The organism is Rhodobacter sp. CZR27, from assembly GCF_002407205.1.
Taxonomy (GTDB): domain Bacteria; phylum Pseudomonadota; class Alphaproteobacteria; order Rhodobacterales; family Rhodobacteraceae; genus Cereibacter_A.
Genome location: NZ_CP023548.1, coordinates 1,113,224 through 1,139,059, shown reverse-complemented (window position 1 = coordinate 1,139,059; position 25,836 = coordinate 1,113,224). Strand labels below are relative to the sequence as shown.

Here is a 25,836-nt window from a genome sequence, read left to right as displayed (position 1 = left end):
TCCCATGACGCTGCCCCTGCCCCGCCCGGTCTTCGACGCCAACGCCAGCGCCGGGGCGCTCGGCAACCTGCCCGAATGGGACCTGAGCGACCTCTATCCCGCCGCCGACTCTCCGCAATTCGCACAGGACATGGCCTGGCTGAAGGACGCCTGCACCGACTTCGCCGCGAACTACGAAGGCAAGCTTGCCTCGCTCGATGCCGAGGGGCTGCTCGCCTGCGTGGAGGCCTACGAGAAGATCGACATCACCGCGGGCCGCCTGATGTCCTTCGCAGGCCTGCGCTACTATCAGAACACCATGGACAGCGAGCGCGCCAAGTTCATGGCCGATGCGCAGGACAAGGTGACCGACTACACCACCTCGCTCGTGTTCTTCAGCCTGGAGTTCAACCGGCTCGAGGACGCGCATCTCGAGACGCTGCTGGCCGAGAACGCAGGCCTCGCCCGCTACAAGCCGGTGTTCGACCGGATGCGCGCGATGCGGCCGCACCAGCTTTCGGACGAGCTGGAACGCTTCCTCCACGACGAGTCGACCGTGGGCGCGGCCGCGTGGAACCGGCTCTTCGACGAGACGATGGCGGGGCTGACCTTCACGCTCGACGGCGAGGAACTGAACCTCGAGTCGACGCTGAACCTGCTGACCGATACGGACCGCTCGAAGCGCGAGGCCGCGGCCCGCGCACTCGCCGAAGTGTTCGGCAAGAACATCAAGCTCTTCGCGCGCGTCCACAACACGCTGGCGAAGGAGAAGGAGATCCACGACCGCTGGCGCAAGATGCCCTCGCCGCAATACGGCCGGCACCTGTCGAACCAGGTCGAGCCCGAAGTGGTCGAGGCGCTGCGCAATGCCGTGGTGGCGGCCTACCCGAAGCTTTCGCATCGCTACTACCGGCTGAAGGCGAAGTGGATGGGGCTGGACAGGCTGCAGGTCTGGGACCGCAACGCTCCCTTGCCCATCGAGACGCCGAAGCTGGTAGGCTGGGACGAGGCGAAGGAAACGGTGCTTTCGGCCTATTCCGCCTTCGCGCCGCGGATGGCCGAGATCGCGCAGCCCTTCTTCGAGAAGGGCTGGATCGACGCAGGCGTGAAGCCCGGCAAGGCCCCGGGCGCCTTCGCGCATCCCACCGTGACAACCGTCCACCCCTACGTGATGCTCAACTACCTCGGCAAGCCGCGGGACGTGATGACGCTGGCGCATGAACTCGGCCACGGCGTCCATCAGGTGCTGGCCGCGGGTCAGGGGGAACTCCTGTCCTCCACCCCGCTCACGCTGGCCGAGACCGCCAGCGTCTTCGGCGAGATGCTGACCTTCCGCAAGCTGCTGGATGCGGCAAGGACACCGGCCGAGAGGAAGACCCTGCTCGCCGGCAAGGTCGAGGACATGATCAACACGGTCGTGCGCCAGATTGCCTTCTACGATTTCGAGTGCAAGCTGCACGATGCCCGCCGGCAGGGCGAACTCACGCCCGAGGACATCAACGCGCTCTGGATGAGCGTGCAGGCCGAGTCCCTCGGCGATGCCTTCGAGTTCATGGAGGGCTACGAGACCTTCTGGTCCTACATCCCGCATTTCGTCCACTCGCCGTTCTACGTCTATGCCTATGCTTTCGGCGACGGACTGGTGAACGCGCTCTACGCGGTCTATGCCGAGGGCACGCCGGGCTTTCAGGAAAAGTATTTCGAGATGCTGTCCGCCGGCGGATCGAAGCACCACAAGGAGTTGCTGGCGCCGTTCGGGCTCGACGCCTCGGATCCGAAGTTCTGGGACAAGGGCCTCAGCATGATCGCGGGCTTCATCGACGAGCTTGAAGCGATGGGCGATTGACGCCGCAGGACACCCTTTCTACCATCCCGTGCGGGGTTCCGGGCCCCGCACGATTGTCTCCGGAGTTCTTTTGATGGGTAATTACGCCATGCCGCAGAAGTTGCGCGACGCCCTGAAGCAGAAAGGGGAGGTTGGCGGCAGGATCGGCAACGCGCTGGACACCGCCGCGCGACTTGCCTCGGACCTCTGGAAGGGCATGCGGACACGCGCCCTGTCCGCCGCCTCGCCCGAGGCCAACGACAGGCTTTACGACGTCCACAAGGAATGGCTGGGCGACCTTTCGGGCAAGAAGGTGCTCGAACTGGGGGGCGGTTCGCCGCTGAGCGGCTGGCTCGCAGCCACGGCCCGCACCTACCATGTCGTCGATGCCGACCCCGCCCGGCTCGAGGCGTTGAAGCCCGTTCTGGGCGAAGGCCGCAACGCCCGCCTGATCGAGGCCGACGTGATGTCGGGCAGCTTCCGCGAGGGCGGCTATGACGTGATCTACCTGCATTCGGTGCTGCATCGTCTGGCCGATCGCGGCCCGCTCCTCGACCGGCTGCTGAAGAAGCTGGCCATCGAGGGCCGCATCGTGACCACCGACCCGGCCGAGGGCGGTCCGCTGACTCGCCTGCTGCGCCGGATCGACCGGCCGTTCCGCGCCGATGCAACCCCGGATTTCCCCGTGACGGAGGAGGTGAAGCGCGAGCTGTCGGAACGCTTCTACCTGATCGGCTGCGTGACGCCGTTCCGCCGTGCCAAGGCGGCCATGGCTCTGGGAGTGATCCACCCCGACCTCGGCCGCTCCCTCGCCGAGCGGCTGATGGAGGCCGACCTGAAGGATCGGGCCGCTTTCGGCCGGCTGCGCTCGGCGCTGCAGGTCAGCTTCCTGCTCGGCGCGCCCGACTGACGCGGGCCGCCGTCAGATCTCGCGGGCGACGGACAGGATGCGGTCGAGCATCGCCTGCGTGCCGCGGCTGAATTCCAGCGGACAGGCATAGGGCGCGCCGTCGCGAACGGTGCGGGTGAAGGCCTCGACCTGCAGGCGGTAGTGGCGCGCCGTGGGGAACCGCTCCACCGTCGCGATGAACCCGGGCTGGTGCAGTTCGACCCGCACCTCGCCGAAGATCTCGGCATTGAAGGGCGCCGGCACGCGGATCAGGCCGCCGTCGCCCTGCAGCACCACCTCCTGCCGCGGAAAGAGCCGCATCGAGGTCATCGCCGAGAAGGTGAAGCCGCCCTCGGGCCCCTGCATCCGGCCCACCACCTGCGACCAGGTGTCCACGCCGTTCTCGCGCTGGATGCGGGCCTCGACTTCCACCGGCTCGGCGCCGGTTGCAAAGCGCAGGCAGCCGCAGGCATAGACCCCGATGTCGCGCAGCCCGCCGCCGCCGGTCTCGGCCCGGTTGCGGATGTTGGCCGGGTCGCTGCGGTTGTCGTAGGAGAAGGCCACGTCGACATGGCGAACCGGCCCGATCGCGCCGCCCGCGACCAGTTCCCGCACGCGTTGCCGCTGCGGATGATGCAGGATCATGAAGGCCTCGGCCGCATGCAGCCCCGTCCGGTCGCGCAAGGCGATGATCCGGTCGATCTCGTCGGCGCGCATGGCGATCGGCTTCTCGGTCAGCACATGCTTGCCGGCCTCCAGCGCCTTCAGCGTCCATTCGACGTGCAGATGGTTCGGCAAGGGGATGTAGACCGCCTCGACCTCGGGATCGGACAGCAGCGCCTCGTAGCTGTCATGCAGGCGGATCGGACCGGCGAAGGCGGCAAACGGCGCGGCCTTGGCCGGGTCCGAGGTGGCGAGCGCCACCAGACGCGCGCCGCTGGCCGCGGCAAACGCCGGTCCCATGTGTTCGCGGGCGAACTTGCCGGCGCCCATCACGCCCCATCGCAACGGTTCCAATTTCTTCCCCCTCTGGCGGCCCCGTTCGCCGGTCAGCCGCCGGACTGCCAGACCCGGACGGCCTCGACCGGCCAGAGCAGCATCAGCACGTTGAGCGCCAGACCGTCCCGGATGGTCCAGGCCGTCAGAAGCTCGAACCCCAGCACCAGCGCGACGCTGACCCGGACCGGCAGGACCCGCGCCGCGAAGAATCCCGCCATCATCACAAGGATGTCCGACACCGAGTTGAGGACCGAATCGCCGTAATAGTCGAGCGAGATCGTCACGGCGCGGTAGCGCTCGATCACGGCGTCGGAGTTCTCCACCACCTCCCAGACCGCCTCGACCAGCGTCGCCACGGCAAGGCGCCAGCTGAACGAGAGCCGGCCGGCAAGCGGCACGAGGGCCGCGTAGAACAGCAGGCCATGCAGCAGATGCGAGGGCGTGTACCAGTCCGACAGGTGCTGGGAGTTGCCGGAACTCATCGTCTCGCCATGCCAGAGCTTGACGTAGCCGCAGGTGCAGATCGGCTCGCGTCCCATCGCGAGGAGGATCAGGGCCGCACCGAGAACGGTGGCGGAGGTGACGATAACGGGAAGGCGGTTCTTCATCCCGCCAGAATGCATGACGGCCGGGAGTTGTCCACCGGGCCGCAGGCAGCGCCATGCCGGGCGCTCAGGCCCGGTATCTTACGCGGCATTGTCCACTGGCCCACGGGTCGGGTCGTTCGCGGCACGCAGGCCGGGCACACGATCCGTTTTGTCCACCGGCCTGCTCTGGCCAGTTCCCACGGCCCGGCTTTGTCCGCCGGGCCGCAAGCCTCGTCCTGTGCGGCGTTCAGGCCGGGATCACCATGCCCTTCGTCCGCGCGAGTTCGCGCATGCGCGCCTGCAGCTTCTCGAAGGCGCGGACCTCGATCTGGCGGATGCGCTCGCGGCTGACGCCGTAGCCTTCCGACAGTTCCTCGAGCGTCACCGGATCGTCGGAAAGCCGCCGCTGCACGAGGATGTCCTTCTCACGCTCGTTCAGCACCGACATCGCCTGCGCCAGCAGTTCGCGCCGGATCTCCAGCTCGTCCCGCTCGGCATAGTCGGAGGCCTGGTCGCTGTCCTCGTCCTCGAGCCAGTCCTGCCACTGGGTCGCCCCGTCGCCATCCGAGCCGATGGTCGCGTTGAGCGAGGCATCCGAGCCCGACAGGCGGCGGTTCATGTCGATCACCTCGGACTCGCTGACGCTGAGGTCCTTGGCGATCTGGGCCACGTTCTCGGGGCGCAGGTCGCCCTCTTCCAGCGCGCCGACCTTGGCCTTCGCCTTGCGCAGGTTGAAGAACAGCTTCTTCTGCGCCGAGGTTGTGCCGAGCTTCACGAGGCTCCACGACCGCAGGATGTATTCCTGGATCGAGGCGCGGATCCACCACATGGCATAGGTCGCGAGCCGGAAGCCCTTGTCGGGATCGAAGCGCTTGACCGCCTGCATCAGGCCCACGTTCGCTTCCGAGATCACCTCGGCCTGCGGCAGGCCGTAGCCGCGGTAGCCCATGGCGATCTTGGCGGCCAGCCGCAGGTGCGAGGTCACCAGCTTGTGTGCGGCCGAGGAATCCTGATGGTCCACCCAGCGCTTCGCCAGCATGAATTCCTCTTCCGGTTCCAGAAGCGGGAACTTCCGGATCTCCTGCATGTAGCGGTTGAGACCCTGTTCGGGACTCGGCGCGGGAAGACTGGTGTATGTACTCATTCCTTGACCCCCTCTGGCGCTTGCTCCGCGGGACGGGCAAGGCACATTCCATGCCGTCCAGGACGCGAGACCTGCGCTATCATGGACGTTTTAACGAGAGATGTTGACGAAACCGTCGCGGCGCCAAGATTGTTGCGGCTTTTCACGCAAATGTAATCCCGCTTTACCCTTGATGGGCGCGCAGAAGCGCCACAAGAGCCTCAAGATCCGGCGGAAACGGGCTTTCGAAGGACAGGTGCTCGCCGCTGACGGGATGCAGGAAGCCGAGACTTGCCGCATGCAGCGCCTGCCGCGGGAAGGCCTGCGCGGCGGCGGCGGCCGCTTCGCCCACCGCGCGCGGCGACAGCTTGCGCTTGCCGCCATAGGTCTGGTCGCCGATCAGCCCGTGCCCGGCATGGGCCATGTGCACGCGGATCTGGTGCGTCCTCCCGGTTTCCAGCCGGCATTCCACCAGCGCGCAGGCGGGGGGCGTGCCGAACCGCTCCAGCACCCGGACGCGCGTGACGGCATGCCGCCCGCCCGCAGCGCAGACCGCCTGCCGCTGCCGGTCGGTGCGGTGGCGCGCGATCTGCGTGGCGATCTTCAGCACGCCGCCGGCCTCGAAGCTCACCCCGCCGATGCCGCGCAGCCGCGGATCGGAGGCCTCGGGCACGCCATGCACCAGCGCAAGATAGCGCCGCTCGACCGTATGAGCCTCGAACTGGGCCGCAAGGCCCTGATGCGCGCGGTCGGTCTTGGCCACCACCAGAAGGCCCGAGGTGTCCTTGTCGATCCGGTGCACGATCCCCGGCCGCTTCTCGCCGCCGATCCCCGAGAGGCTTTCGCCGCAATGGTGCAGGAGCGCGTTGACCAGCGTGCCCGTCCACTGCCCGGGCGCCGGATGGACCACCATCCCCACCGGCTTGTCGATCACGATCAGGTCGGCATCCTCCCACACCACGGACAGCGGGATGTCCTCGGCCACCGCCTCGACCTCGGCCGCCTCGCCCAGGGTGACCTCGTAGACCTGTCCCTCGGCCACGCGGGCCTTCGGATCGGTCACCGGCACGCCGCCAAGGCTGACCGCCCCCTCGGCAATCAGCTTCATCAGCCGCGAGCGCGACAGTGCCGCTTCCTCTGGCACCTCGCGCGCGAGCGCCTTATCAAGGCGGTCCGGGGGATCCTCCCCGATCGTCACCAGAAGGATGCCCTCGGGGGCACGCGGAGGTTGGACCATGCAGCAGGCTCCGGACAGGGATGGGCAGCTTCCGCCCAGCCTCAGGTGGCTCAAGGCGCTCGTCTTCATCCTGACGCTCACCACGATCGGGGGCGTCATAACGGTGGTGGCGGTGATTGTCACCCGGATGCCTGCGGCCTTGACCGCGCCCGTCACGGTGCCCGAGGCGCTGGCCCTGCCCGAAGGCACCCGCGCCGCGGCCTTCACGCAGGCGAAGGACTGGCTGGCGGTGGTGACCGAGGACGGCCGCCTGCTGATCTTCGACCGTGACGGCAGCTTCCGGCAGGAAGTGCGGATTTCCGCGCCCAAGCCCTGATTTCTGCGCTAGGAAGGGCCGTCGCGTCCTGCCGGAGTTCCGCATGCGCCTGTCCTGGCTGCAAGGCCCGCCCCGAATCGATCTCGAGCAGGAGATCGCACGGCAGGCCGCCCTGCTGCGCCGCGAGGCCCCGGTGCGCTTCCCCGCCATGGCGCTGGCCTTCGCGGTGTCGCTTCTCTTCCTGCCGGTGGGGATCGTGGCCAGCTGCATCGCGCTGGTGATCCTCTGCGAGGTCGTGCTCAACCGGCTCGACGCCGAGCCCGCCCGCATGGCCGAGGGATGGCGCCACCCCGTCTACATCGGCACGGCCTTCGTGCTGGAGGTCGCCTTCATCGCGCCGCCGGTGATGATGTGGCACATCGAGAACCCGTTCGTGAAGGCCTTCGCGATCGGCCTCGTGGTCTGCTCGATGCTGCACATCGCCACCGTGCGGTCGATCCACCTGCCGATGGGGCTGGCGGGCGCCGCGGCCGTGGCGATCCTCTCGCTCGGCTCGAACACGCTTTACTGGGTGCCGCGCCACGACCTGCTGGCGCTGCTGGTGACGACGGCCTGCGCGCTGGTGGCGCTGTTCTATTCCTTCGGGGCGATCATCCTGACCAACCGCCTGCACCGCGAGACCGCCGCGGGCCGGGCCGAGGCCATCGCGGCCAACGCCACCAAGGACCGGTTCCTCGCGCAGATGAGCCACGAGTTGCGCACGCCGCTGAACGCGATCCTCGGCATGGGCCATGCCGAGCTTCGGCGCACCGCGGACCCCATCAGCCGCGACCGGCTGGGCATCCTGATCCGCTCGGCCGAGGGCCTCTCGACCATCCTTGACGACATCCTCGACATGTCCGCCGTGCAGCAGGGCCGGATGCCGATCCGGCCGCAGACGGTGAACCCGCGCGACGAGATCTCGACCAGCGTCGAGCTGTTCCGCCCGCTGATCGAGGAGGCCGGCGTCGCCTTGCAGGTGCAACTGGGCAATCTCTCGCCCCGGGTGCGGCTTGATCCGCAGCGCCTGCGGCAATGCCTGTCGAACCTGCTGTCGAATGCGCTGAAGTTCACCCGCAGCGGCCGCATCCGCGTCGAGGCGACGATGGAGGACGGCGGGCCGCGGCCGATCCTGCGCATCGAGGTCTCGGACACCGGCGAGGGCATCCCGCCCGAGGAAGCCGAGGCGATCTTCGAGCCCTTCACCCGCACCGCCGGTTCCGGCCGCGCCTCGAACCGGATGCCGGGCAACGGCCTCGGTCTGTCCATCAGCCGGGCACTCGCCCGGCAGATGGGGGGCGACCTGACTGTGCTGCCGCCTCACGGCCGCGGCGCGCGCTTCGGGCTGACGCTTGCGGTGGAGCCGGTTGCCGAGACTACCGCGCCGCCGCCCCGCAGGGGCGCCGAGGGCTGGCTTGCCGGGCATCTGGTGCTGGTGGTGGACGACATCGCGACGAACCGGCTGGTGGCGGCGGCCTACCTCAAGCTCTTCGGGATCCGCACCATCGAGGTCCCGAGCGGCAGCGCCGCGCTGGAGGCGCTGATGCGCGAGCCGGTGGACCTCGTGCTGCTCGACATGAACATGCCCGACATGGACGGTCTCGAGACCTTCCGGCGCATCCGCGCCCTGCCGGAACCGGCGTGCCGCGTGCCAGTCGTCGCCATGACGGCGGATGCCATGGAGGATCAGCGCGACGGCTATCTGGCCGCGGGGCTGGACGGCTACATTGCCAAGCCCGTCACGCCCGACAGGATCGCGGCAGAACTGTTGCGCGCGCTGCGCGCGCCGCGAGGGGCGGCCATGCCGCAATGAGCGGCCGCATGAGGGCCGCCACCCGCCGATGGCAGGCTTCCGTCCGCAAGTCCTGATCCCTGATCCCTGATCCCTGATCCCTGATCCCTGATCCCTGATCCCTGATCCCTGATCCCTGATCCCTGATCCCTGATCCCTGATCCCTGATCCCTGATCCCTGATCCCTGATCCTGATCCCTGATCCCTGATCCCTGATCCCTGATCCCTGATCCCTGATCCCTGATCCCTGATCCCTGATCCCTGATCCCTGATCCCTGATCCCTGATCCCTGATCCCTGATCCCTGATCCCTGATCCCTGATCCCTGATCCCTGATCCCTGATCCCTGAGGCTGTCCTGCGCAGCATCCGATGGCAAGCCGGAACTGCCCCCGGCTCATGGCGCGCCTCACGTCCGGACAGGCGTTCCCGCCGCGTCGCCCCTCGCCCGGCACCAGTCCCTTGCGCCGTCCAGCACCGCCGTCCGGACAGCCGCCCCGATGGCCTCGCCCACGGCGGTGTGCAGCCCCGCGTAGCGCATCGGCCCCGGCCGGCAGGCCAGCGCGATGCAGTCCGTCCCGGTGCCGGTCGCCGGCCCCGTCGGCAGCACGAGGCCCGCCTCCATCACCGCGGCGGTCCGCGCCTCGGCAGCGATCGACAGCGCCTCGAGTTGGGCGGCCTCGGTCAGCCCCGCCTCCGCAACCACCAGCAGGTTGATCGTTCCGGCCACCCGCGCGCTGGAGATCCGCCGCCCGACGCTCTCGGCATTGCCGAGCCCGACAGTTGCAAGGCAGGACGCGCGCACGCCCTCCGCCTCGGCGGCGGAGAGCCGATAGGCGGACAGGTCGCGCGAGGTCAGAAGCCCGACCGCGTCGGCAAGGCCGCAGCGGGCAAGCTGCGCGGCCAGCCAGTCCTCGGCATCAAACTCCGGCCCCAGATCCGCGTCGCGCACCTCGCGCCAGACGATCCGGTCCGCCATGATCAGGCCTGGGCGGTGCGGCGCCCAGCTCAGCACCCGCATGGGTCCCGGCAGCTGCGCCAGAAGCCAGGGCCTGCGAAGCGAGACCTCGATCACCGCGTCACGCCGAGCGGCTGGAACACCGGCCCGTCCGGCGTCTGGGCGAAGAAGGCACGCACGCCGAACACCTCGGACAGAAGCTCGGCGGTCAGCACCTCCGAGGGCGCGCCCTGCGCCACCAGACGCCCCCGTGCCATCAGCGCGAGCCGGGTGCAGTGGCGGGCCGCAAGCCCCAGATCGTGGATCGAGGCGACCACCGCGCGCCCCTCGGCCGCAAGGTCGGCGAAGACCTGCATGGCGCGGATCTGGCTTTCCGGGTCCAGCCCCGCCACCGGCTCGTCGGCCAGAAGCAGCGGCGTCTCCTGCGCCAGCGCCCGGGCAATCAGCACCCGCGCCTGCTCGCCTCCAGACAGGGCGGTGGCGATGCGGGCGCGATAGCCGGCAAGGCCCATCCGCGCCAGCGCATGGGCCACCGCCTCGTGATCGCGCGGCCCGGGTCGGCGGCCGAGATGCGGCACCCGGCCGAGGGTCACCAGCGTCTCGACATCCACCGGCCAGGCGATCTCGCGCGCCTGCGGCAGGAAGGCCGCGGCCCGTGCCCGGTCACGCGGCGGCAGCGCGGCAAGACTGCTCTGCCCGGAATGCGGCAGCAGCCCAATCGCCGCCCGCAGAAGCGTGGTCTTGCCGGCACCGTTCGGCCCGATCAGGCCGACGAACTCGCCCGGCTCCACCCGGAGCGTCACATGATCGACCACCGGGCATTCGCCCCGCAGCACGGTCAGGTCGGTCAGCGCAAGCAGGCTCATGCCTCGAGCCTCCGCATCCGCCAGATCAGGTGCAGGAAGAAGGGAGAGCCGACGATCGCCGTCAGCACCCCGAGCTTCAGGTCGCGGTCCGGCGCGATCACCCGCACCGCGATGTCGGCGGCCAGCAGCATCGCGGCCCCCCCCAGCGCCGAAGCGAGCAACAGGCGCGAGGGCCGCGCGCCGACCAGCGGCCGCAGGATGTGCGGCACCACGAGGCCCACGAAGCCGACGGTTCCCGCCACGGCGACGGCCGCGCCCACCGACATCGCCGTGCCGAGGATCAGCACCAGCCGGAGACGGCTCATCCGAACGCCCAGCGCCTCGGCCGCATCCTCGCCCAGCGTCAGCGCGTCAAGGCCGCGGCCCAGCGTCAGCAGAAGCGCCATGCCGGCGATGACGAAGGGCGCGGCCAGCGCGACATGGGTCATCGACCGGTCGGCCAGAGAGCCCATCATCCAGAACACGATCTCCATCGCGGCGAAGGGGTTGGGCGACAGGTTCAGGACCAGCGCCACCCCCGCCGCCGCCAGCGCCGAGATCGCGACGCCGGCAAGGATCAGCGCCAGCGCCCCGCCGCGGGGCCCCGCAAGCCCGAGGATCAGCAGCACCGAAAGCCCCGCCCCCGCCAGCGCGGCCACCGGCAGCGCCAGCGTGAACGCAGCAGCAAGCCCGGTCTGCAACGCGATCACCGCCCCGAGTGCTGCCGATGAAGAAACGCCGACAAGTCCCGGCTCCGCCAGCGGATTTCGCAGATAGCCCTGCATCGCGGCGCCCGACAGCCCGAGGACCGCGCCAACCATCAGCCCCAGCAGCGCCCGCGGCAGACGGATCTCGCGCATCACCAGAACCACCGCCTCGCCCTGCCCGGTGACAAGCGCCGAGAGCGAATCCGCAAGGCCGAGCGCCGCCGGCCCCACCAGCAGCGATGCCGCGAAGAGCAGCACCACGAGCCCTGAAAGGGCTACGAGAAGCACGGGATATCTCACCGTGCGCCATCCAGCATGGTCAGGCGCAGGGCCGCCAGCGCCTCGCGCGCCTCGGCCATGCCGCGCACCGCGCGCAGCACATGGGGCGTGCCGCAGATCCAGTCTGCATCCGTCACCTCGGCAGAGCCGGCCCGGTCCTGGACGGCCTTCAGCGCCGGATGGACAAGGATCTCCTCGGCCCGCGAGGCGCCGGGATAGGGCGTCGAGGTCACGATCACCTCAGGCTGCGCCATCACCAGCCGCTCGAGCGGCAGGTTGCCGCCGCCATCCAGGCCAAGCTCGGCCGCGATGTTGGAGAACCCCGTGTGCCGCAGGACCGAGTCGGCCAGCGTGCCCGAGCCGGTGGTGTAGCCCGAAGGATAATACATCGCGGCGCGCGCCGGCGGCGCCTCGATCCTCAGCCGGTCGAGGCCGGCCTCGAACTCGGCGGCCAGTTCCTCGGCCTCGGCCTCGCGGCCGAGCGCCCGGCCCACTATGCGCAGGTGGCCCGCCACGTCGTCGAGCGTCGTCGCCGGCGGCAGCTCGATTACCTCGACGCCGAGCCGGCGCAGCAGATCGACACTGGCCCGCGCGGTGAAGGTGCCGGCCAGCACGAGATCCGGCCGCATCAGGAACACCTGCTCGGCCTGACCCATGTTGGCGGGATAGGCCCGGGCCTCCTCGACCATGGCCGAGGTCTGCGGCTCTGAGGCGAGATGCGAGACCGAGACCAGCTGGCCGGGCGCCGCCAGCATCATCGCCAGCTGGTCGGTGCAGAGGTTGACGGACACGACCCGCCGCGGCGCCTCGGCCACGGCGGCTGAGGCAACCATCGACAGGGCCGAGACTACCGCGAGAACGGCCTTAAAAGCTCTTTCGCAAGCCGACATAGAACGCCCTGCCCGATGTGCCGAAGCCCTTGACTACCTGATAGTCCTCGTCGAGCAGGTTGTCAGCCCGCAGGTAGACCTGCGCGTCCTGCCCGAGATCAAACTCGACCGTCGCCTCGACGGTCTCGTAGTCGGGCATGGCGATCAGGCTGTTCGCGCGCTCATCGTATAGATTGCGAACGGCGTGGAGCGCAATGCCGGCATCAAGCCGGTCCGTCAAGTCAGCATCCAGACCAAGCCGCAGATCGGTTTCCGGAACGCGCGGAAGTGCCTCGCCGTCCGGATCGCTGGTACGGGTATAGGTCACTACCCCACTCAGTTGCAGACGATCATTCAGCGGAACCGAACCCGACAGCGCAATCCCTGAGGAGCGCGAGGTGCCGTCGGCGGTTTGATATTCGCCGGTATAGGCTGGAAAGGTGGTGAGCGTAACGAACTTGATCAGATCCTCGACTTGCTGGTGGAACAGCGTAGCCTTGACCTCGGCGCCGTTGCCGAAGGTCTTCTCCAGACCGAGATCCACAGACCTGCTACGCTCTGGTCCGAGGTCCTCGTTTCCATATTGCGTGGAGTAGAGCTGATAGAGCGAGGGCGCCACGAAGCCGGACCCGGCCGAGGCGCGCAGCAGCAACGTATCATCCAGGCGCCAGGCAGCGGCGAGGCGGGCGGTGGTGTGGCCGCCAAAGTCGGAATAGTCGTCGTGGCGCGCGGCCAGCGTGACATCCAGTGCCGGCGTCAGTGCCAGCGTCGCCTCTCCGAACAGGCCGTCTATCTCACGTTCCCCGCTGTCCGTGCCTGGCAGGGTCCACTGGTCTGAGGTGGCACTGAAGAGATCCTCGCGCGCATGTGTGGCGCCGAACCCCAGCGTCAAACTGTCGGTCGGCAGATAGCTCGCGCGGTAGTCCATCACCGTACGCGTCCCGTCATAGGACCATTCGTAGGGGGAGGGATCGGGACCGAAGAAGTTGCGTTCCGTGCCTTCCGTCGTCCGTTCGTTCTCGAACCGGTAGATCGAGAGGGTTTGTGTCAGCTGGTCACCGGTCAGTGTGGCGAAGATCCGCCCACCGCGGGTGTGCAGCAGGGAATGATCGTCGTCGGGGGTGACGCCATCATGGAAATCGCCATCGACTTCGCAACACTCATCGATCTGCGAGTCGGCGTGCTGATAGAAGCCCGAAGCCCCGACGCTCAACACGTCGGTTACGTCATACGAAGCGGAAAAGGACAGCCGCTCGGAATCGAACCCGTCGTCTTCGCGGTTTCCGGCGCTGTCGTCACCGGCCGAAAAGCCTTCGCTATGTACGCGTGAAGCGGTGACCGAGACTTCATGCCGGTCGCCCCGCGACGAAAGGGTGTAGGACCCGGACAGGGTCTCATAGCTGCCCGCCTCCAGGGCGACCGATTGGGAGATGCCTTCCTGTTCAGGTCGTTTGGTCGTGACGCTGATGACACCCGCAACCGCCGTGCTGCCATACTGGGCCGATTGTGACCCACCCAGCACCTCGACCCGCGACACGTCCGCCGTGCCGAGCGTGCCGAAATCGAACTGGCTCTGTGTCTGAGCCGGGTCCGAGACGTCGATGCCATCGACGAGCACCTTGATGTAGGCGCCGGGCAGGCCGCGCAAGCGAAGCGACGCAGAAGATCCGATTGGCCCGGTGTCCGAATAAGACAGCGTAGGAAGCGTCGCAAGCGCCCGGCCCAGGGGCATCGCGCCGCTCTGCTTCAGGTCCTCGGCCGAAAGTGTCTCGACCGAGGCGCCCGTCCGCGAGGCCTCGATCGGCGCGATGTTGGCCGAGACCACGATCTCGTCCAGTGCGATGTCCTGTGCCTGCAGCGGCATGGCGGCCAGCAGCGCCAGAAGGGATACGGCTGTGGTCTTCATCTTTCCCTCTCCGTCCGGGTGGCGACCCGGAGTTCGTCCCTGGATGTCCTTGGAAAGGGATCGCCCCTCCGCCGACGGTGAAAGCGTCACCTGAAGCGGATGGCCCGCCTCCCTCGGCGCGCCCCGCGCCACGGGATGGGTGAACTCTTCGGCAGGTCTCCTGACTCACGGGTCACCGCTCGGACCGGCCTTCCCGGGATGACCCAGTGGCATGATCGGCCGTCGCTCGCCGCCTACAGTTGCGGGGGCAGCCGCGGACTTGGCCGTGTGGCCGGACCGCGTTCCCTTTTCATCCGGTCATTGCGCCGGAACCGAAGCGCCTTCTCAATAGGACAAGCATCGCCCCTGTCAAGTGGCCGCTGCAAGCTGGCTTGCCACGCGTCAATCGGCGCAGGGGCGAGAGGTCCGCGACCCGTCGCGACAACCGGAGGCCCAAAGCCGCCCCATGCGCGGCGCCCGGCGCCTGGCGGAGCAGCCGGCCACCTCGGTCGGCACGGCCGAGGGCGGGCGGCAGAGGCCGCGGGCCAAGGCGGGCGACTCGACCGTGGGTTTAGGCCCCTGGCGTGGACTGTCGCGCGAGGCGCCGCGCGCCGGGCGCGCGCCGCAACCACCCCCGGTTGCGCTGCTCAACCCAAGGTTTCGGGTATGCCGTCAAAGCCGGCCTTTTACAGTGATTTGAGGGGCAGTTCCTGTTGTCGGGCGTTTCGCTGTTATGGTATTCGATGCACAGGCACTTTCATTGAAGTATTTGGTCGGGAACGGTACATGGATCTCAGCGTCCTGAAGTCACGCAACGCCAGACTTGTAACCAGTGCAGCCCTCTCTTCCGACGATCCGGCTTCGGCACCCCCGTCGCGGTGCAGTGAGCCCGGAACGAACCTCCTCAATCCGACAATCTTTCACGAATCCTGGTGGCTTGATGCCGCGGTGCCGGGACAGTGGAGCGAGGCGACCGTCAGCGCGGGCGGCAAGCTTTTGGGACGCTTCCCTTACCTGATCTCGAAGCGCGCCTTCGGCCTGACCACCTGCGAGATGCCGGACTTCGTGCATTTCCTGGGGCCGGCGGTCGACGAGGGCAGCGGCGCCCCCTGCAACCGGGCGCTGAAGCACGCGCAGATCGTGCGCGAGCTTTACGAACAGATCCCGAGTGTCGACAACTTCTACCAGCGGATGCACCGGGGCATCACCGACGTGATGGTCTTCGCCGAGGCGGGGCTGCACACCCTGGTGAACTTCACCTTCGAGATCGCCCCCGCCCCGGAACAGCGGATCTGGAGCGAGATGCGCGACAAGACGCGCAACATCATCCGGCGCGCGCAGGAGCGCTATACTGCCTCGGACCGGATCAGCCCCGCGGAATTCGCGGCCTTCTACGAGGCCAACATCGAGAAGGCCGGTCACGACTCCTACTACGACGCCGAGGGCATCACGAGGATCTGCACCGCGGCGGTGGATCGGGGGCGTGGACGGATCCTCTGCGCCCGGGCCGCGGACGGGTCGATCTCGGCCGCGATCTTCTGTGCCTGGGATGCGACGACCTGCTACTACCTGCTCAGCACGCGCGACAGGGGGCAGGATCATGGGGCAACCGCCCTGCTGATCTGGGAGGCGATCCGTCATGCCTCCGGCATGGGGCTCATCTTCGACTTCGACGGGCTCTACACCCGCGGGAACCGGGTGTTCTTCACCGGCTTCGGCGGCGTCACCCGGCCGCGCTACGTGGTGTGCCGCAATACGCTGCCTTACCGGCTGGTGGACCGGCTCGGACGGACGCTCGGCAGATTCCGCCGCTGACCGGCCCGCAAGGGGAAGGGGGCGGCCCTTGCGGCCGCCCCGATCGCCCAGATCATTGCACCTTCACCTCGGCCGTCGGACGCGGCGTGGTTTCGGTTTCCGGCGGCAGGGCCGGGATGGTCACGGCCGGCAGCGTGCCGGTCAGGGTTTCGAGGAAGGCCACCACCTGCCCCACTTCCTGGTCTGTCATCTGCTGGCCAAGCTGGCTTTCCGCCATGACCTCGACGGCCGTCCGCAGGTCCCAGACCTTGCCGGAGTGGAAATAGGGCGCGGTCAGCGCCACGTTGCGCAGCGGCGCGGCACGGAAGACATATTCGTCATCGGCCGTTTCGGTGACCGAGAAGCGGCCCTTGTCGCCCGCCGGCAGGATGTCCGCGCCGGGTTTCTCGATCAGGCCGAACGGATAGTAGCCGTGGCCGCCCACGTTCACGCCCGAGTGGCAGGACGAGCAGCCCTTGTCGATGAAGAGCGCGAGCCCGGCCTTCGCATCCTCTTCCAATGCCGCGTCGTCGCCGTTCAGGAAGGCATCGAAGGGCGAGGGCGTGATCAGGGTGGCCTCGAAGGCCTCGATCGCCTTGGCCATGTTGTCGAAGGTCGCGGGAGCCGCCTCGTCGGGGAAGGCCGCCTTGAACCACTCGACATAGGCCGGCATCGACGCCAGCGTCAGTTCGACCTGCGCGGGGGTGTTCGCCATCTCGACCCCCGCCTGCACCGGACCCTTGGCCTGCGCCTTCAGGTCGTCCGCCCGGCCGTCCCAGAACTGCGCCTCGTTCAGCACCGCGTTGAGCACCGTGGGCGCGTTGCGCGGCCCCTTCTGCCAGCCGTGGCCGACCGAGGTCTCCATGTTGTCGTCGCCGCCGGTCGCGAGGTTGTGGCACGAGGCGCAGGAGAACACGCCCGACGCCGACAGCCGGGGATCGAAGAACAGCGCCCGGCCGAGGTCGATCTTCTCGGGCGTGATGCGGTTGTCCTTCACCGCCGGGACAGTCGAGGGCAGCGGCGCGAAGAATTCCAGCGCCTTGTCCCGAAGGGCATCGGCCTGCGCCGCGCCGGCCAGGGCCGTGCTCGCGATCAGGGCTGTGAGGGTGAGGCGCATGGTACTTCTCCTGTGCAAACGATTACGCGCATCAGGACGCTAGCCCGCGACTGCCCGAGAACCTTTGACTTAGATCAATTCTAATCTGGTAGCCGAATGCCATGTCGCCGCGGCTTGCTTGCGTCGCGCCGCGATCCCCGCCAGAAAGCCGGGAAAGGAGATCCGGGTGACGATCTACCGCCTCATCATGGCCCTGCTGCTGCCCGCGCTGGTGGCAGGCGCGCTCTGGCGCCGGCTGAGGGGGCACGGCGCCAGCCATGAGCTGGCCGAGCGGCTGGCGCTTCGCGGACGCGGCACCGCGCCCGTGATCTGGATGCACGGCGCGAGCAACGGCGAGATCGCCTCGGCCCGCTGGCTGATCGAGGAGATCCTGGCCCGCGACGATCGGCTCGAGGTCCTCGTCAGCTGCAACAATCCCACGGCGCGGGCGATGGTTGCAGCGTGGGCCCTGCCCCGGGTCCGGTCGGTCCTTGCGCCCTGGGACACGCGCGGTGCGGTCCGCCGCTTCCTGCGCCGCTGGCGGCCGCGGGCGCTTCTCGTGCTGGAAAACGAACTCTGGCCCGAGCGGATCGCCGGCTGCTCAGCCGAGGGCGTGCCGGTGCTGGCCATCGCGGCCCGGCTGTCGGAGAGGTCCGCGCGCAGCTGGGCCCGGCTGGCGCCGGGACTGCTGCGCCGGACGCTCGACCGGCTTGCGTGGCTTTCGGCGCAGGACGCGGCCTCGGAGCGGCGCCTTGTCGCGGCTGGCCTGCCACAGGACCGGCTGGGACCGCGCCTCGTGCTGAAGGCCGGCGTGACGGGCGCATCGCCGGCGGAGCCGCCGTTTCCCGCGCCGCCGCGCGCCCGCTGCCTGCTGGCCGCCTCGACCCACGAAGGCGAGGACGCCGAGGTGCTGGACGCCTTCCTTGCGGCGCGGGCGCAGTTCGACCTGCTGGTGATCGCCCCGCGCCATCCGCAGCGCGGCCCCGCCATCGCCGCCCTTGCCAAGGCGCGCGGGCTGGCCGCCGGCCTGCGCTCGCGCGGCGAAGGGGCAACCGGACCCGTCTATGTCGCGGACACGCTGGGCGAGATGGGGTTGTGGTATGCCCTTTGCGGCACGACCTTCATCGGCGGCACGCTAGTCGCGAAGGGCGGGCACACCCCCTTCGAGCCGATCGTCGCGGGCTCCGCCCTCGTGCACGGCCCCTCGGTCCACAACTTCGCCGAGATCTTTGCCGCACTGGATGCAAGCGGCGGGGCGGTGCCGGTGACCGGAGAGGCCGACCTCGCGCCGGCGCTGAACGGGCTTTCGCCCGAGCGGCAGGCCCGGCTTGCCGCCGTCGCCGCCCGGTTGCCGCAGCGCGCGGATCCGCGTCCGATCCTCGACGCGCTCGACCGCCTCGCCCGCCGCCCCGGCTGAGCCCGCTTTCCCCTGGCTGGTTGCACGTCCGGCGCAAGGGGCCGCGGAGGATGTCCTCGGGGAGCGCGTCCCTTGAGGCGCCTCCGCCACCCGGGACGGAGCGGCGGCGATGGCATACCGGTGCCGGGTGCCTGCGAGAGATGCCCGCAGCGCCGCGCCCCGGCGCATCCGGAAGAGCCGCAACCCGGGGAAATCGCCCTCTGGCTTCAATGAAATTTGACCCCACGGCAGTCCGCCGCGCCGGGAACTTTTGCCACATTTCCTGCATCCTCCGTGCATCTTGTCAGTCCGCCGGAGTGCCGTGTCATGCTCTCGCTCACATTGGGGATCTTCCTCTGGGTCGGAGGCCATCTGTTCAAGCGGATCTGGCCCGATCTCCGGGCGCGGATGGGCGACCCGGGCAAGGGGCTCATCACCGTCGCCATCACGATCGGGCTCGCGCTGATGATCTATGGCTATCGCACCGCCGAGTTCGTCCCGGTCTACACGCCGCTTCCCGAGATCGGCTATCTCAACAACCTGCTGATGCTGATCGCCATCGTGCTGCTCGGGGCGGGCGTGCTGAAGGGCGTAATCTGGACGCGCATCCGCCATCCGCAATTCCTTGCCACGATCATCTGGGCCAGCGCGCATCTTCTGGTGAACGGCGACCTTGCCTCGGTGGTGCTGTTCGGCAGCATGTGGCTCTGGGCCGCGGGATCGATCCTGCTCATCAACTCGCAGGAGGGAGACTGGGTGCGTCCGCCGCCCGGCCCGCTGCGGCGCGACGCGGTTCTGGTCGGCATCGGCCTTGCGCTCTATGGCGCCATCACCTCGACCCACATCTATCTCAACCACAACCCGTTTGTCGGAAGCTACTACTGAACGCGGACGGGCGGGGGCCGCCGACCTGCCGGCGGCAATCCCGATCGCCCGGAACAATGCAACAAGGGCTCCGCACGGATGGCCCGGGCAGAGGCTGTGTCAGCGCCGCAGCGGATAGCGGGCAAGCTCCTCGTAGCGCGCCCCCTTCGCGCCGAGGCGGGAGCGATAGAGCGCGTAGCTTTCAACCTCGAAGTCGCCGGCCCGGAACGCCCCGCGTTCGGCCACCGTGCGTTCGAGCCGCATCCGCTCCTCCGGCCCCGGCGGGGTGAAGCGGCCCAGCGTGACATGGGGCAGGAAGCGGCGGCTGTCCGGCTCGGCCCCGGCGACCCGCGCCGCGCGATCGATCTTGGACTGGAGCCGGGCCAGTTCGTCGCCCGCCTCGACCCCGGCCCAGACCACCCGCGGCCGCGACCCTCCGAACAGGCCAAGCCCGGCGATCGCGATCCGGAACGGCGGAACGGTGATCCCGGCGAAGCCTTCGTGAGCGGCCTCCAGAACCTCGTCCGACACCTCGCCGAGGAAGACCAGTGTCAGGTGCAGGTTCTCGGGCTCGATCTTGCGCGGCATCGGCAGCAGGAACTGCTCGAGCGTCAGGGCCGAGCGGATCTCGTCCGGCAGGTCGATGGCGACGAAGGCGCGGATCATCGTGCGGCGAGACGGCGAAGCCGCTCCCTCACCTCGGGGCGCACCTGCCCCTCGCGCGGTGGATCGCGCAGCGTGTCGAGCATCCCGGGCGCCGGCGGCGGCCGCCCACCGCCGCCCCACTGCAAGCCCGAGAGCACCGCGCGCGCCGCCTCGGGCAGACGGTCGGGGATCTCGTGGCCGGCGAGAACCGCCCAGACCCCCGTCCAGCACCGGCCGACCGACCACGGGTTGTAGCCGCCGCCGCCAAGCACGAGGAGCCTCGGCGCGATGCCCTTCAGCGCGGCCACCACCTCGAAATGCGCGTTGTTGGACAGCGACAGGCGCGACAGCGGATCCTCCTCCAGCGCGTCGGCGCCACATTGCAGGATCAGCGCCTCGGGACGGAACGCGTCCAGCCGCGGCAGGATGAGGTCGCAGAGCGCGGCCCGCATCTCGCTGTCGTTGAAGCCGCGCGGCACCGGCAGGTTGAAGCAGTTGCCGCCGCCATCGTCCTCGAGCGCCCCGGTGAAGGGCCAGCGGCCCTGCTCATGCACCGAGATGAGCAACGCGTCGGGATCGCCGGCGAAGGCATGTTCCACGCCATCGGGATGATGGGCGTCGATGTCGACATAGGCGATGCGCCGCACCCCGGCCCGTCGCAGCACCAGCATCCCCAGCACGGGATCGTTGAGGTAGCAGAAGCCATTGGCGCGCCCAGGCATGCCGTGGTGCGTCCCGCCGCCCGGAACATGGATGCAGCCGCCGTCGCGCAGCAGGTCCGCGGCCAGCATGACCCCGCCCGCGCCGGTGGCGGGTCGGCGGAACATCTCGGGGAAGACCGGGTTCGCCAGCGTTCCGAGTCCGAAGGACAGAAGCGTGTCGGATGCGGCATGTCCCGCCTCGGCCGCCTGCAGCGCCTCGATATAGGACGGATCGTGCCAGAGCGTCAGCGCGGCGGGCTTTGCGCGGGGTGCCGTGCGATAGCGCGCCTGCGGCAGCCATCCCAGGCTGCGTGCCAGATCCATCACCGTCGAGACGCGCGGAACCCGCAGCGGGTGGCGCAGGCCATAGCTCGATCCGCGATAGATCTCGGACCCGATGAATACTGGCCCTCCGGCCTCGCTCACGGCAGCAGGGCCTCGATCCGGTCGGTGATCGTGCGCGAGGTCGGCCGCACCGGCGAGGCCCACGAGGCCACGACATCCCCCTCGCGGTCGAGCAGGACCTTGTGGAAGTTCCAGCCCGGCACCACGCCATGCTCGTCGGCCAGCCAGCGATAGAATGGATGCGCGGCCTCGCCCTTCACGCGGGTGATCGTCGTCATCGGGATCGTAAGGTCGAAGTTCGTTGCGCAGAAATCGCGCACCTCGCCCTCGGTGCCCAGCTCCTGCTCGAAGTCGTCGGAGGGGACGGCCAGCACCGTCAGCCCGCGCGGGCCGTAGCGGTCCCACAGCGCCTGCAGGTCGTCGTATTGCGGCGTGAAGCCGCAAAGCGAGGCGGTGTTGACCACCAGCACCGGCCCGCGTTCGCGAAGCTGGTCCAGCCGGATCTCGCCTCCGTCGATCGAGGCGAAGCGGGCCGGCGGCGGACCGGCGGCAAGGGCAAGCGTCGGCACGAGGGCGGCGCAAAGCGCAAGGGCGGTTCGGACAGTCATGGCGGTGTTCCGGCACGAAAGCGCCTCATCCGGAGGCGCGCGGAGCGGCAGGAGATGCGCCGCCTGCCCCGAGAGCATAGATGGAACCGGCGTTTCGTCAAATCTGCGACATTCGGTCGTCTTTCCTGGTGGGTTTTTCCGGTGCTGCGTGCCAGACTTCCCGAACTTCCGGAACGCTCCCGCGTTGGGTCCGGCCACGGGTCGAGGGTTCCGGCGCGCATGGCCGGAGCGGCGGGACAACATTAGAACCGGGACGCGGCTCCCGGCGGGAGAGGCTGATGGACGACGGGCAGTTCGGAATGGCGCAGGATACATCGACCGGAACGGCAGCCGCCCCCGCGGCGACGCGCGCGCAATGCGGCGCGGTCTGCTGGCGGGCCGAGGGCGGGAAGGTGCTGGTCCTTCTCATCACCAGCCGCGACACCGGGCGCTGGGTCATCCCGAAGGGCGGCCGGATCGAGGGCCTGGATGATGCCGAATCGGCAGCGCAGGAAGCCTGGGAGGAAGCCGGCATCCGCGGCGAGGTCGATCATCGCCCGCTGGGCCGCTTCAGCTACCGCAAGCTGCTCAAGACCTCGGCCGACGTGCTGTGCGACGTGGCGGTCTTTCCCCTCCGGGTCAGCGAGATGCTTGATGCCTTCCCCGAGCGCGGGCAACGCAAGCGCAAGTGGTTCAGCCCCGACAAGGCCGCCCGGAAGGTGGCCGAGCCGGAGCTGCGCGAGATCCTGCTGCACTTCGCGCCCGAGGGGGCCGGCACGCCGGACAGTTTGCCGCTGCGATCCCATTGAAGCTCGTCCGCGGGACGTTTACCTGCAAGGATGGGTGGCCGACCTTCCGCCACCTTCACCGGGTGCCGACATGATCCGCTACTCACTGCGATGCGCCGCCGGACACGGCTTCGAAAGCTGGTTCCAGTCGGCCGATGCCTATGACAGCCTGACCGGCGCGGGTCGGGTGTCCTGCCCGGTCTGCGGCTCGACGGACGTGAGCAAGGTCCTGATGGCTCCCGCGGTCCGTCCGGCGCGCAAGGCCGCCCCGGAACCCCGGCCGCTTTCCACCCCGACCTCCGGCATCGAGCAGGCGTTCCAGGCGCTGCGCCGCCAGATCGAGGAGAATTCCGAATATGTCGGGATGAACTTCGCCTCGGAAGCACGGAAGATCCACACGGGAGACGCCCCGGAGCGCTCGATCTACGGTGAGGCGAAGCTGGAGGAGGCGCGACGGCTGCTCGAGGATGGCGTGCCGGTCGCCCCCCTGCCTTTCGTCGCGCAGCGCAAGGTGAACTGACCGGGCGTCCTGCCGCGGTCTGACGGCAACTCGGGTCCTGCGACAGCCGCGCGGATCGTCGCGCCCGGGCCGCGCCGCCTTGACCTCGGCCATGGCGCGGGGCCATCTGGCGCGGCATGCCATTCCCGCTTCGCGACTGACCGGAGGCCCCCCTTGAAGATCAACGGCACCCCATTCCGCTCGATCTGGTTCGAAGAGGGCCAGGTCCGCATCATCGACCAGCGCTGGCTGCCGCATGAGTTGCGCATCGTCGCGCTGGAGACGCGGGCCGATTTCGCCGCGGCGATCCGCGACATGTGGGTGCGCGGCGCGCCGCTGATCGGGGCCACCGCGGCCTGGGGCATGGCAGTGCAGATGGCCGCGGACCCTTCGGATGCCTCGCTCGCCGAGACCTGGGACGTGCTGCACGAGACGCGCCCCACGGCGATCAACCTGCGCTGGGCACTGAACGAGATGAAGCGTCTGCTTGCCCCGCTGCCCGTGGGGCAGCGTGCGGCTGCGGCGGCGAAGCGTGCCGCCGAGATCTGCGACGAGGATGTGGAGATCAACCGCCGCATCGGCGAGCACGGCCTGTCGATCATCCGCGAGATCGCGGCGCGCAAGCAGGGCCGGGTGAACATCCTGACGCATTGCAACGCGGGATGGCTCGCCACGGTGGACTGGGGCACCGCGACCTCGCCGATCTATCACGCGCTCGAGGCCGGGATCGATGTGCATGTGTTCGTGGACGAGACGCGGCCGCGCAACCAGGGGGCCCTGCTGACCGCGTGGGAGATGAACTCGCACGGGGTGAGCCACGACCTGATCGTGGACAATGCCGGCGGTCACCTGATGCAGCACGGCGAGGTGGACATGGTGATCGTCGGCACCGACCGCACGACCGCCAACGGCGATGTCTGCAACAAGATCGGCACCTATCTGAAGGCCCTTGCGGCCCGGGCGAACGGCGTGCCGTTCTATGTAGCCCTGCCCTCGCCAACCATTGACTGGACGGTGCGCGACGGCGTGAAGGAGATCCCGATCGAGGAGCGCGCGGCGTCGGAAGTCACACATGTGCAGGGCAAGGGACCGGACGGCAGCATCCTCTCGGTGCAGATCTCGCCCGACGGGACCGGGGCACGCAACCCGGCCTTCGACGTGACGCCGGCGGGTCTCGTGACCGGCCTGATCACCGAGCGCGGGATCTGTGCCGCAAACCCCGCGGCAATGGCCGCCATGTTCCCCGACTTCGCCCGCGGCGCGGCCTGATCCGCCGCCGCCTCACCGTGCCGGATGGCCCCGGCCCGGGTCACCGGCGGGCGAGGCGAAGCAGCACCACTGCGGCGACCGACAGCAAGAGGATTGCCGAAGCCTCGAGCACGATGTTCTGCGGGTCCATGTCCTTGCCCTGCAGCACGATCAGCCGCGCGAGCGCCGTGATGGCGATGAAGATCGGATAGACGAAGGGCAGACCCTTGCCGGTGTAGAACACCGCGACCATGGCGATGACCTCGGTATAGAGGAACATCAGCAGGATGTCGCCCAGGTTCACGCTCCATCGCATGGCAATGGACCAGATCTCGATGGCGGTTGCGGCAAGCGTCAGCAGCGCGACCATCACCAGCAACCCGCGCTCGATGGCACCCAGAGCTGCGACCAGCAGCGCCTCCTCGGCCTTGCCGGCACCGGGCGCCGGATCCTGTGCGACCTCTTCCGGCAGGGGCATCGGACCTCCTCGACTCGTGACACCCGGATGCTAGGGCGCGCGGCCGCCGGGGCAATGGCGAGAGGCAAGGTCCGGCAAGGACAGGGAGCTTCCGGACGGAATGGGCAGGCTTGGAAAAAAGTTGGAGCGCATCCTCCGGGGGAAGGCTGCGCTCCGGGACCCGGATGTGGGGCAGACGTCCGGGTCCTAGACCCTCAGACGCCCTCGGTCGGGGTCGTGCCAGTGGTCCCGGGTGCAGCCGGCGGCGGGGAGGCCGCCGACGGTCGGTTCGTTGTCGGGGGCTCGGCCGCGGGGTTGCGAGCGTGAACATGCCGGGACTGACGTTCGGCAGACATGAAGCCGAACCAGCAGACGGCAAGCAGACCCAGAAAGACGAGAACTCCAAGAGAATATGCCATTGTCACCCTCCTTCTCCGCCGCCCAACGCGGCGGGTTCCGGGCCGGTTCCGCGGCCCCCGCGCAAATTCGTCAGACGAATTCCACGATGTTGTGCACGCCGACGTCGGGCATGTCGTCAGTCAGGTTCGCCTTGGCGATCTCGTAGGCAAAACGCGCCGTCGAGTCGGTCGAGGCCCAGATCGCCGCACTCTTCAGGGTCAGCGCCAGCATGGCCAGATCCGGATCGTCCTTGCCCTCGAACCAGGCGGCATTGACCGCGTTCCACATCTCGTCGAGCCTCGCGCGGTCCATCTCGGCGGTCAGCGGCCCGGACATGCAGGCATGGAAATCCTGATCCTTCGAGATCACGCAGAAATGCGCCGTGCTGCCGGGCCCGACCGCCCGGAACAGATCGGTGCTGCGCTTGGTCAGGAACCAGATCCGGCCGCCCTCCTCGTCGGCATGATGCGCCATCGGCTGCATGTGCTGGCCGGACCCGACCAAGCCGAGCATTCCGGCACGCACCGACCCGAGCTCCTTCCAGAGCAGGGCCTTCGGATCGGTCCGGGCAAGTTTCCTGTCGGCCATGCGGCCCTCCTTCATCCATCGGAAATCGCGATCCAACCGTCACGGCTCCGGTTGGTTCCCGCACCCGATGCGCCGAGGCGGGTTGCGGAGGAGGCCCGGCCTGCGACGGAACAAATGCCGCGCGGGGCATGTTTCTTGGCGACAGGTCCGGCACCGACCGGC

General features: G+C 68.8%; 25 protein-coding genes and 1 riboswitch. Of the genes, 10 read left to right on the top strand and 15 right to left on the bottom strand.

Translation table 11 applies throughout. The features are described 5' to 3' along the window. Window positions 1–4 precede the first annotated feature (4 nt). Both CK951_RS05745 and CK951_RS05740 read left to right on the top strand, forming a co-directional pair. Window positions 5–1,825, top strand: a complete 1,821-nt coding sequence (locus CK951_RS05745; protein ID WP_096785244.1) for a M3 family oligoendopeptidase — start codon at window positions 5–7, stop codon at window positions 1,823–1,825. A 73-nt stretch (window positions 1,826–1,898) separates the two neighbouring features. Continuing rightward, complete coding sequence (locus CK951_RS05740) at window positions 1,899–2,714, top strand: bifunctional 2-polyprenyl-6-hydroxyphenol methylase/3-demethylubiquinol 3-O-methyltransferase UbiG (RefSeq protein ID WP_096785243.1); 816 nt, start codon at window positions 1,899–1,901, stop codon at window positions 2,712–2,714. Window positions 2,715–2,726: 12 nt separating this feature from the next. Here the strand turns inward: CK951_RS05740 and CK951_RS05735 are convergent, their stop codons facing one another. From CK951_RS05735 to CK951_RS05720, 4 genes are all read right to left on the bottom strand, one after another. After that, entirely contained in the window at window positions 2,727–3,710 is a 984-nt protein-coding gene (locus CK951_RS05735; RefSeq protein WP_232520689.1) for a Gfo/Idh/MocA family protein, read from the bottom strand. 32 nt (window positions 3,711–3,742) lie between these two features. Then, complete coding sequence (locus tag CK951_RS05730) at window positions 3,743–4,300, bottom strand: DUF2585 domain-containing protein (RefSeq protein ID WP_096785241.1); 558 nt, start codon at window positions 4,298–4,300, stop codon at window positions 3,743–3,745. 226 nt (window positions 4,301–4,526) lie between these two features. Beyond that, window positions 4,527–5,423, bottom strand: a complete 897-nt coding sequence (rpoH, locus tag CK951_RS05725) for an RNA polymerase sigma factor RpoH (RefSeq protein WP_096785240.1) — start codon at window positions 5,421–5,423, stop codon at window positions 4,527–4,529. Window positions 5,424–5,586: 163 nt separating this feature from the next. Continuing rightward, entirely contained in the window at window positions 5,587–6,639 is a 1,053-nt protein-coding gene (locus CK951_RS05720; protein WP_096785239.1) for an RluA family pseudouridine synthase, read from the bottom strand. On the opposite strand from CK951_RS05720, the gene CK951_RS05715 reads away from it, so the two are divergent. Together CK951_RS05715 and CK951_RS05710 are read left to right on the top strand one after the other, a co-directional pair. Continuing rightward, a complete protein-coding gene (locus CK951_RS05715) occupies window positions 6,638–6,955 on the top strand; it encodes a DUF6476 family protein (RefSeq protein WP_096785238.1) in 318 nt (105 codons plus the stop codon). The genes CK951_RS05720 and CK951_RS05715 overlap by 2 nt on opposite strands. A 43-nt stretch (window positions 6,956–6,998) precedes the next feature. Continuing rightward, the gene (locus tag CK951_RS05710; protein ID WP_096785237.1) at window positions 6,999–8,747 is read left to right on the top strand and encodes an ATP-binding protein; all 1,749 of its coding nucleotides are present in this window, start codon (window positions 6,999–7,001) and stop codon (window positions 8,745–8,747) included. A gap of 386 nt (window positions 8,748–9,133) precedes the next feature. On the opposite strand, the gene CK951_RS05700 is transcribed toward CK951_RS05710, so the two are convergent. From CK951_RS05700 to CK951_RS05680, 5 genes are read right to left on the bottom strand one after another with little or no spacing between them, the layout of a single operon-like run. Beyond that, window positions 9,134–9,799, bottom strand: coding sequence for an adenosylcobinamide amidohydrolase (locus CK951_RS05700; RefSeq protein ID WP_096785236.1), 666 nt, complete (start codon window positions 9,797–9,799; stop codon window positions 9,134–9,136). After that, window positions 9,796–10,548 carry an ABC transporter ATP-binding protein gene (locus CK951_RS05695; RefSeq protein ID WP_096785235.1) on the bottom strand — a complete coding sequence of 251 codons (753 nt, stop codon included), beginning with the start codon at window positions 10,546–10,548 and terminating at the stop codon, window positions 9,796–9,798. The genes CK951_RS05700 and CK951_RS05695 overlap by 4 nt, the downstream gene beginning before the upstream one ends. Further along, window positions 10,545–11,534: an iron ABC transporter permease gene (locus tag CK951_RS05690; protein WP_096785234.1), complete on the bottom strand. Its 990-nt coding sequence runs from the start codon at window positions 11,532–11,534 to the stop codon at window positions 10,545–10,547. Before CK951_RS05690 ends, CK951_RS05695 begins: the two co-directional genes overlap by 4 nt. Further along, window positions 11,531–12,346, bottom strand: a complete 816-nt coding sequence (locus tag CK951_RS05685; RefSeq protein WP_232520688.1) for an ABC transporter substrate-binding protein — start codon at window positions 12,344–12,346, stop codon at window positions 11,531–11,533. The genes CK951_RS05690 and CK951_RS05685 overlap by 4 nt, the downstream gene beginning before the upstream one ends. A gap of 31 nt (window positions 12,347–12,377) precedes the next feature. Continuing rightward, on the bottom strand, window positions 12,378–14,288 hold the full coding sequence (locus CK951_RS05680) for a TonB-dependent siderophore receptor (protein ID WP_096785232.1): 1,911 nt from the start codon (window positions 14,286–14,288) through the stop codon (window positions 12,378–12,380). Window positions 14,289–14,420: 132 nt separating this feature from the next. Further along, window positions 14,421–14,619, bottom strand: a riboswitch (cobalamin riboswitch). A gap of 596 nt (window positions 14,620–15,215) precedes the next feature. Here CK951_RS05680 and CK951_RS05675 point away from each other — a divergent pair. After that, window positions 15,216–16,082, top strand: a complete 867-nt coding sequence (locus CK951_RS05675) for a GNAT family N-acetyltransferase (protein WP_232520687.1) — start codon at window positions 15,216–15,218, stop codon at window positions 16,080–16,082. A gap of 52 nt (window positions 16,083–16,134) precedes the next feature. Here the strand turns inward: CK951_RS05675 and CK951_RS05670 are convergent, their stop codons facing one another. Next, complete coding sequence (locus CK951_RS05670) at window positions 16,135–17,178, bottom strand: cytochrome-c peroxidase (RefSeq protein WP_096785230.1); 1,044 nt, start codon at window positions 17,176–17,178, stop codon at window positions 16,135–16,137. A gap of 166 nt (window positions 17,179–17,344) precedes the next feature. Between CK951_RS05670 and CK951_RS05665 the strand changes: the two genes are divergently transcribed. Next, complete coding sequence (locus tag CK951_RS05665; protein ID WP_096785229.1) at window positions 17,345–18,574, top strand: 3-deoxy-D-manno-octulosonic acid transferase; 1,230 nt, start codon at window positions 17,345–17,347, stop codon at window positions 18,572–18,574. Between the two features lie 306 nt (window positions 18,575–18,880). Further along, entirely contained in the window at window positions 18,881–19,438 is a 558-nt protein-coding gene (locus CK951_RS05660) for an NnrU family protein (RefSeq protein ID WP_096785228.1), read from the top strand. Between the two features lie 99 nt (window positions 19,439–19,537). On the opposite strand, the gene thpR is transcribed toward CK951_RS05660, so the two are convergent. Genes thpR through CK951_RS05645 form a run of 3 tightly spaced genes read right to left on the bottom strand, consistent with a single transcriptional unit; the run spans window position 19,538 to window position 21,716 of the window. After that, complete coding sequence (thpR, locus tag CK951_RS05655) at window positions 19,538–20,083, bottom strand: RNA 2',3'-cyclic phosphodiesterase (RefSeq protein WP_096785227.1); 546 nt, start codon at window positions 20,081–20,083, stop codon at window positions 19,538–19,540. Next, window positions 20,080–21,189, bottom strand: coding sequence for an acetoin utilization protein AcuC (locus CK951_RS05650; RefSeq protein WP_198402407.1), 1,110 nt, complete (start codon window positions 21,187–21,189; stop codon window positions 20,080–20,082). Before CK951_RS05650 ends, thpR begins: the two co-directional genes overlap by 4 nt. After that, complete coding sequence (locus CK951_RS05645) at window positions 21,186–21,716, bottom strand: glutathione peroxidase (protein ID WP_096787173.1); 531 nt, start codon at window positions 21,714–21,716, stop codon at window positions 21,186–21,188. The genes CK951_RS05650 and CK951_RS05645 overlap by 4 nt, the downstream gene beginning before the upstream one ends. Before the next feature lie 278 nt (window positions 21,717–21,994). On the opposite strand from CK951_RS05645, the gene CK951_RS05640 reads away from it, so the two are divergent. The 3 genes from CK951_RS05640 to mtnA all read left to right on the top strand — a co-directional run bounded on the left by CK951_RS05640 (window position 21,995) and on the right by mtnA (window position 24,251). After that, window positions 21,995–22,504 (top strand): NUDIX hydrolase, encoded by a 510-nt coding sequence (locus tag CK951_RS05640; protein ID WP_232520686.1) that lies wholly within the window; start codon window positions 21,995–21,997, stop codon window positions 22,502–22,504. Window positions 22,505–22,574: 70 nt separating this feature from the next. Next, entirely contained in the window at window positions 22,575–23,003 is a 429-nt protein-coding gene (locus CK951_RS05635) for a DUF1178 family protein (protein WP_096785225.1), read from the top strand. 153 nt (window positions 23,004–23,156) lie between these two features. Beyond that, window positions 23,157–24,251, top strand: a complete 1,095-nt coding sequence (mtnA, locus tag CK951_RS05630) for an S-methyl-5-thioribose-1-phosphate isomerase (protein WP_096785224.1) — start codon at window positions 23,157–23,159, stop codon at window positions 24,249–24,251. A gap of 40 nt (window positions 24,252–24,291) precedes the next feature. On the opposite strand, the gene CK951_RS05625 is transcribed toward mtnA, so the two are convergent. Both CK951_RS05625 and CK951_RS05620 read right to left on the bottom strand, forming a co-directional pair. After that, a complete protein-coding gene (locus tag CK951_RS05625) occupies window positions 24,292–24,708 on the bottom strand; it encodes a phosphate-starvation-inducible protein PsiE (RefSeq protein ID WP_096785223.1) in 417 nt (138 codons plus the stop codon). A gap of 468 nt (window positions 24,709–25,176) precedes the next feature. Next, window positions 25,177–25,674: a pyridoxamine 5'-phosphate oxidase family protein gene (locus CK951_RS05620; RefSeq protein WP_096785222.1), complete on the bottom strand. Its 498-nt coding sequence runs from the start codon at window positions 25,672–25,674 to the stop codon at window positions 25,177–25,179. Window positions 25,675–25,836 lie beyond the last annotated feature (162 nt).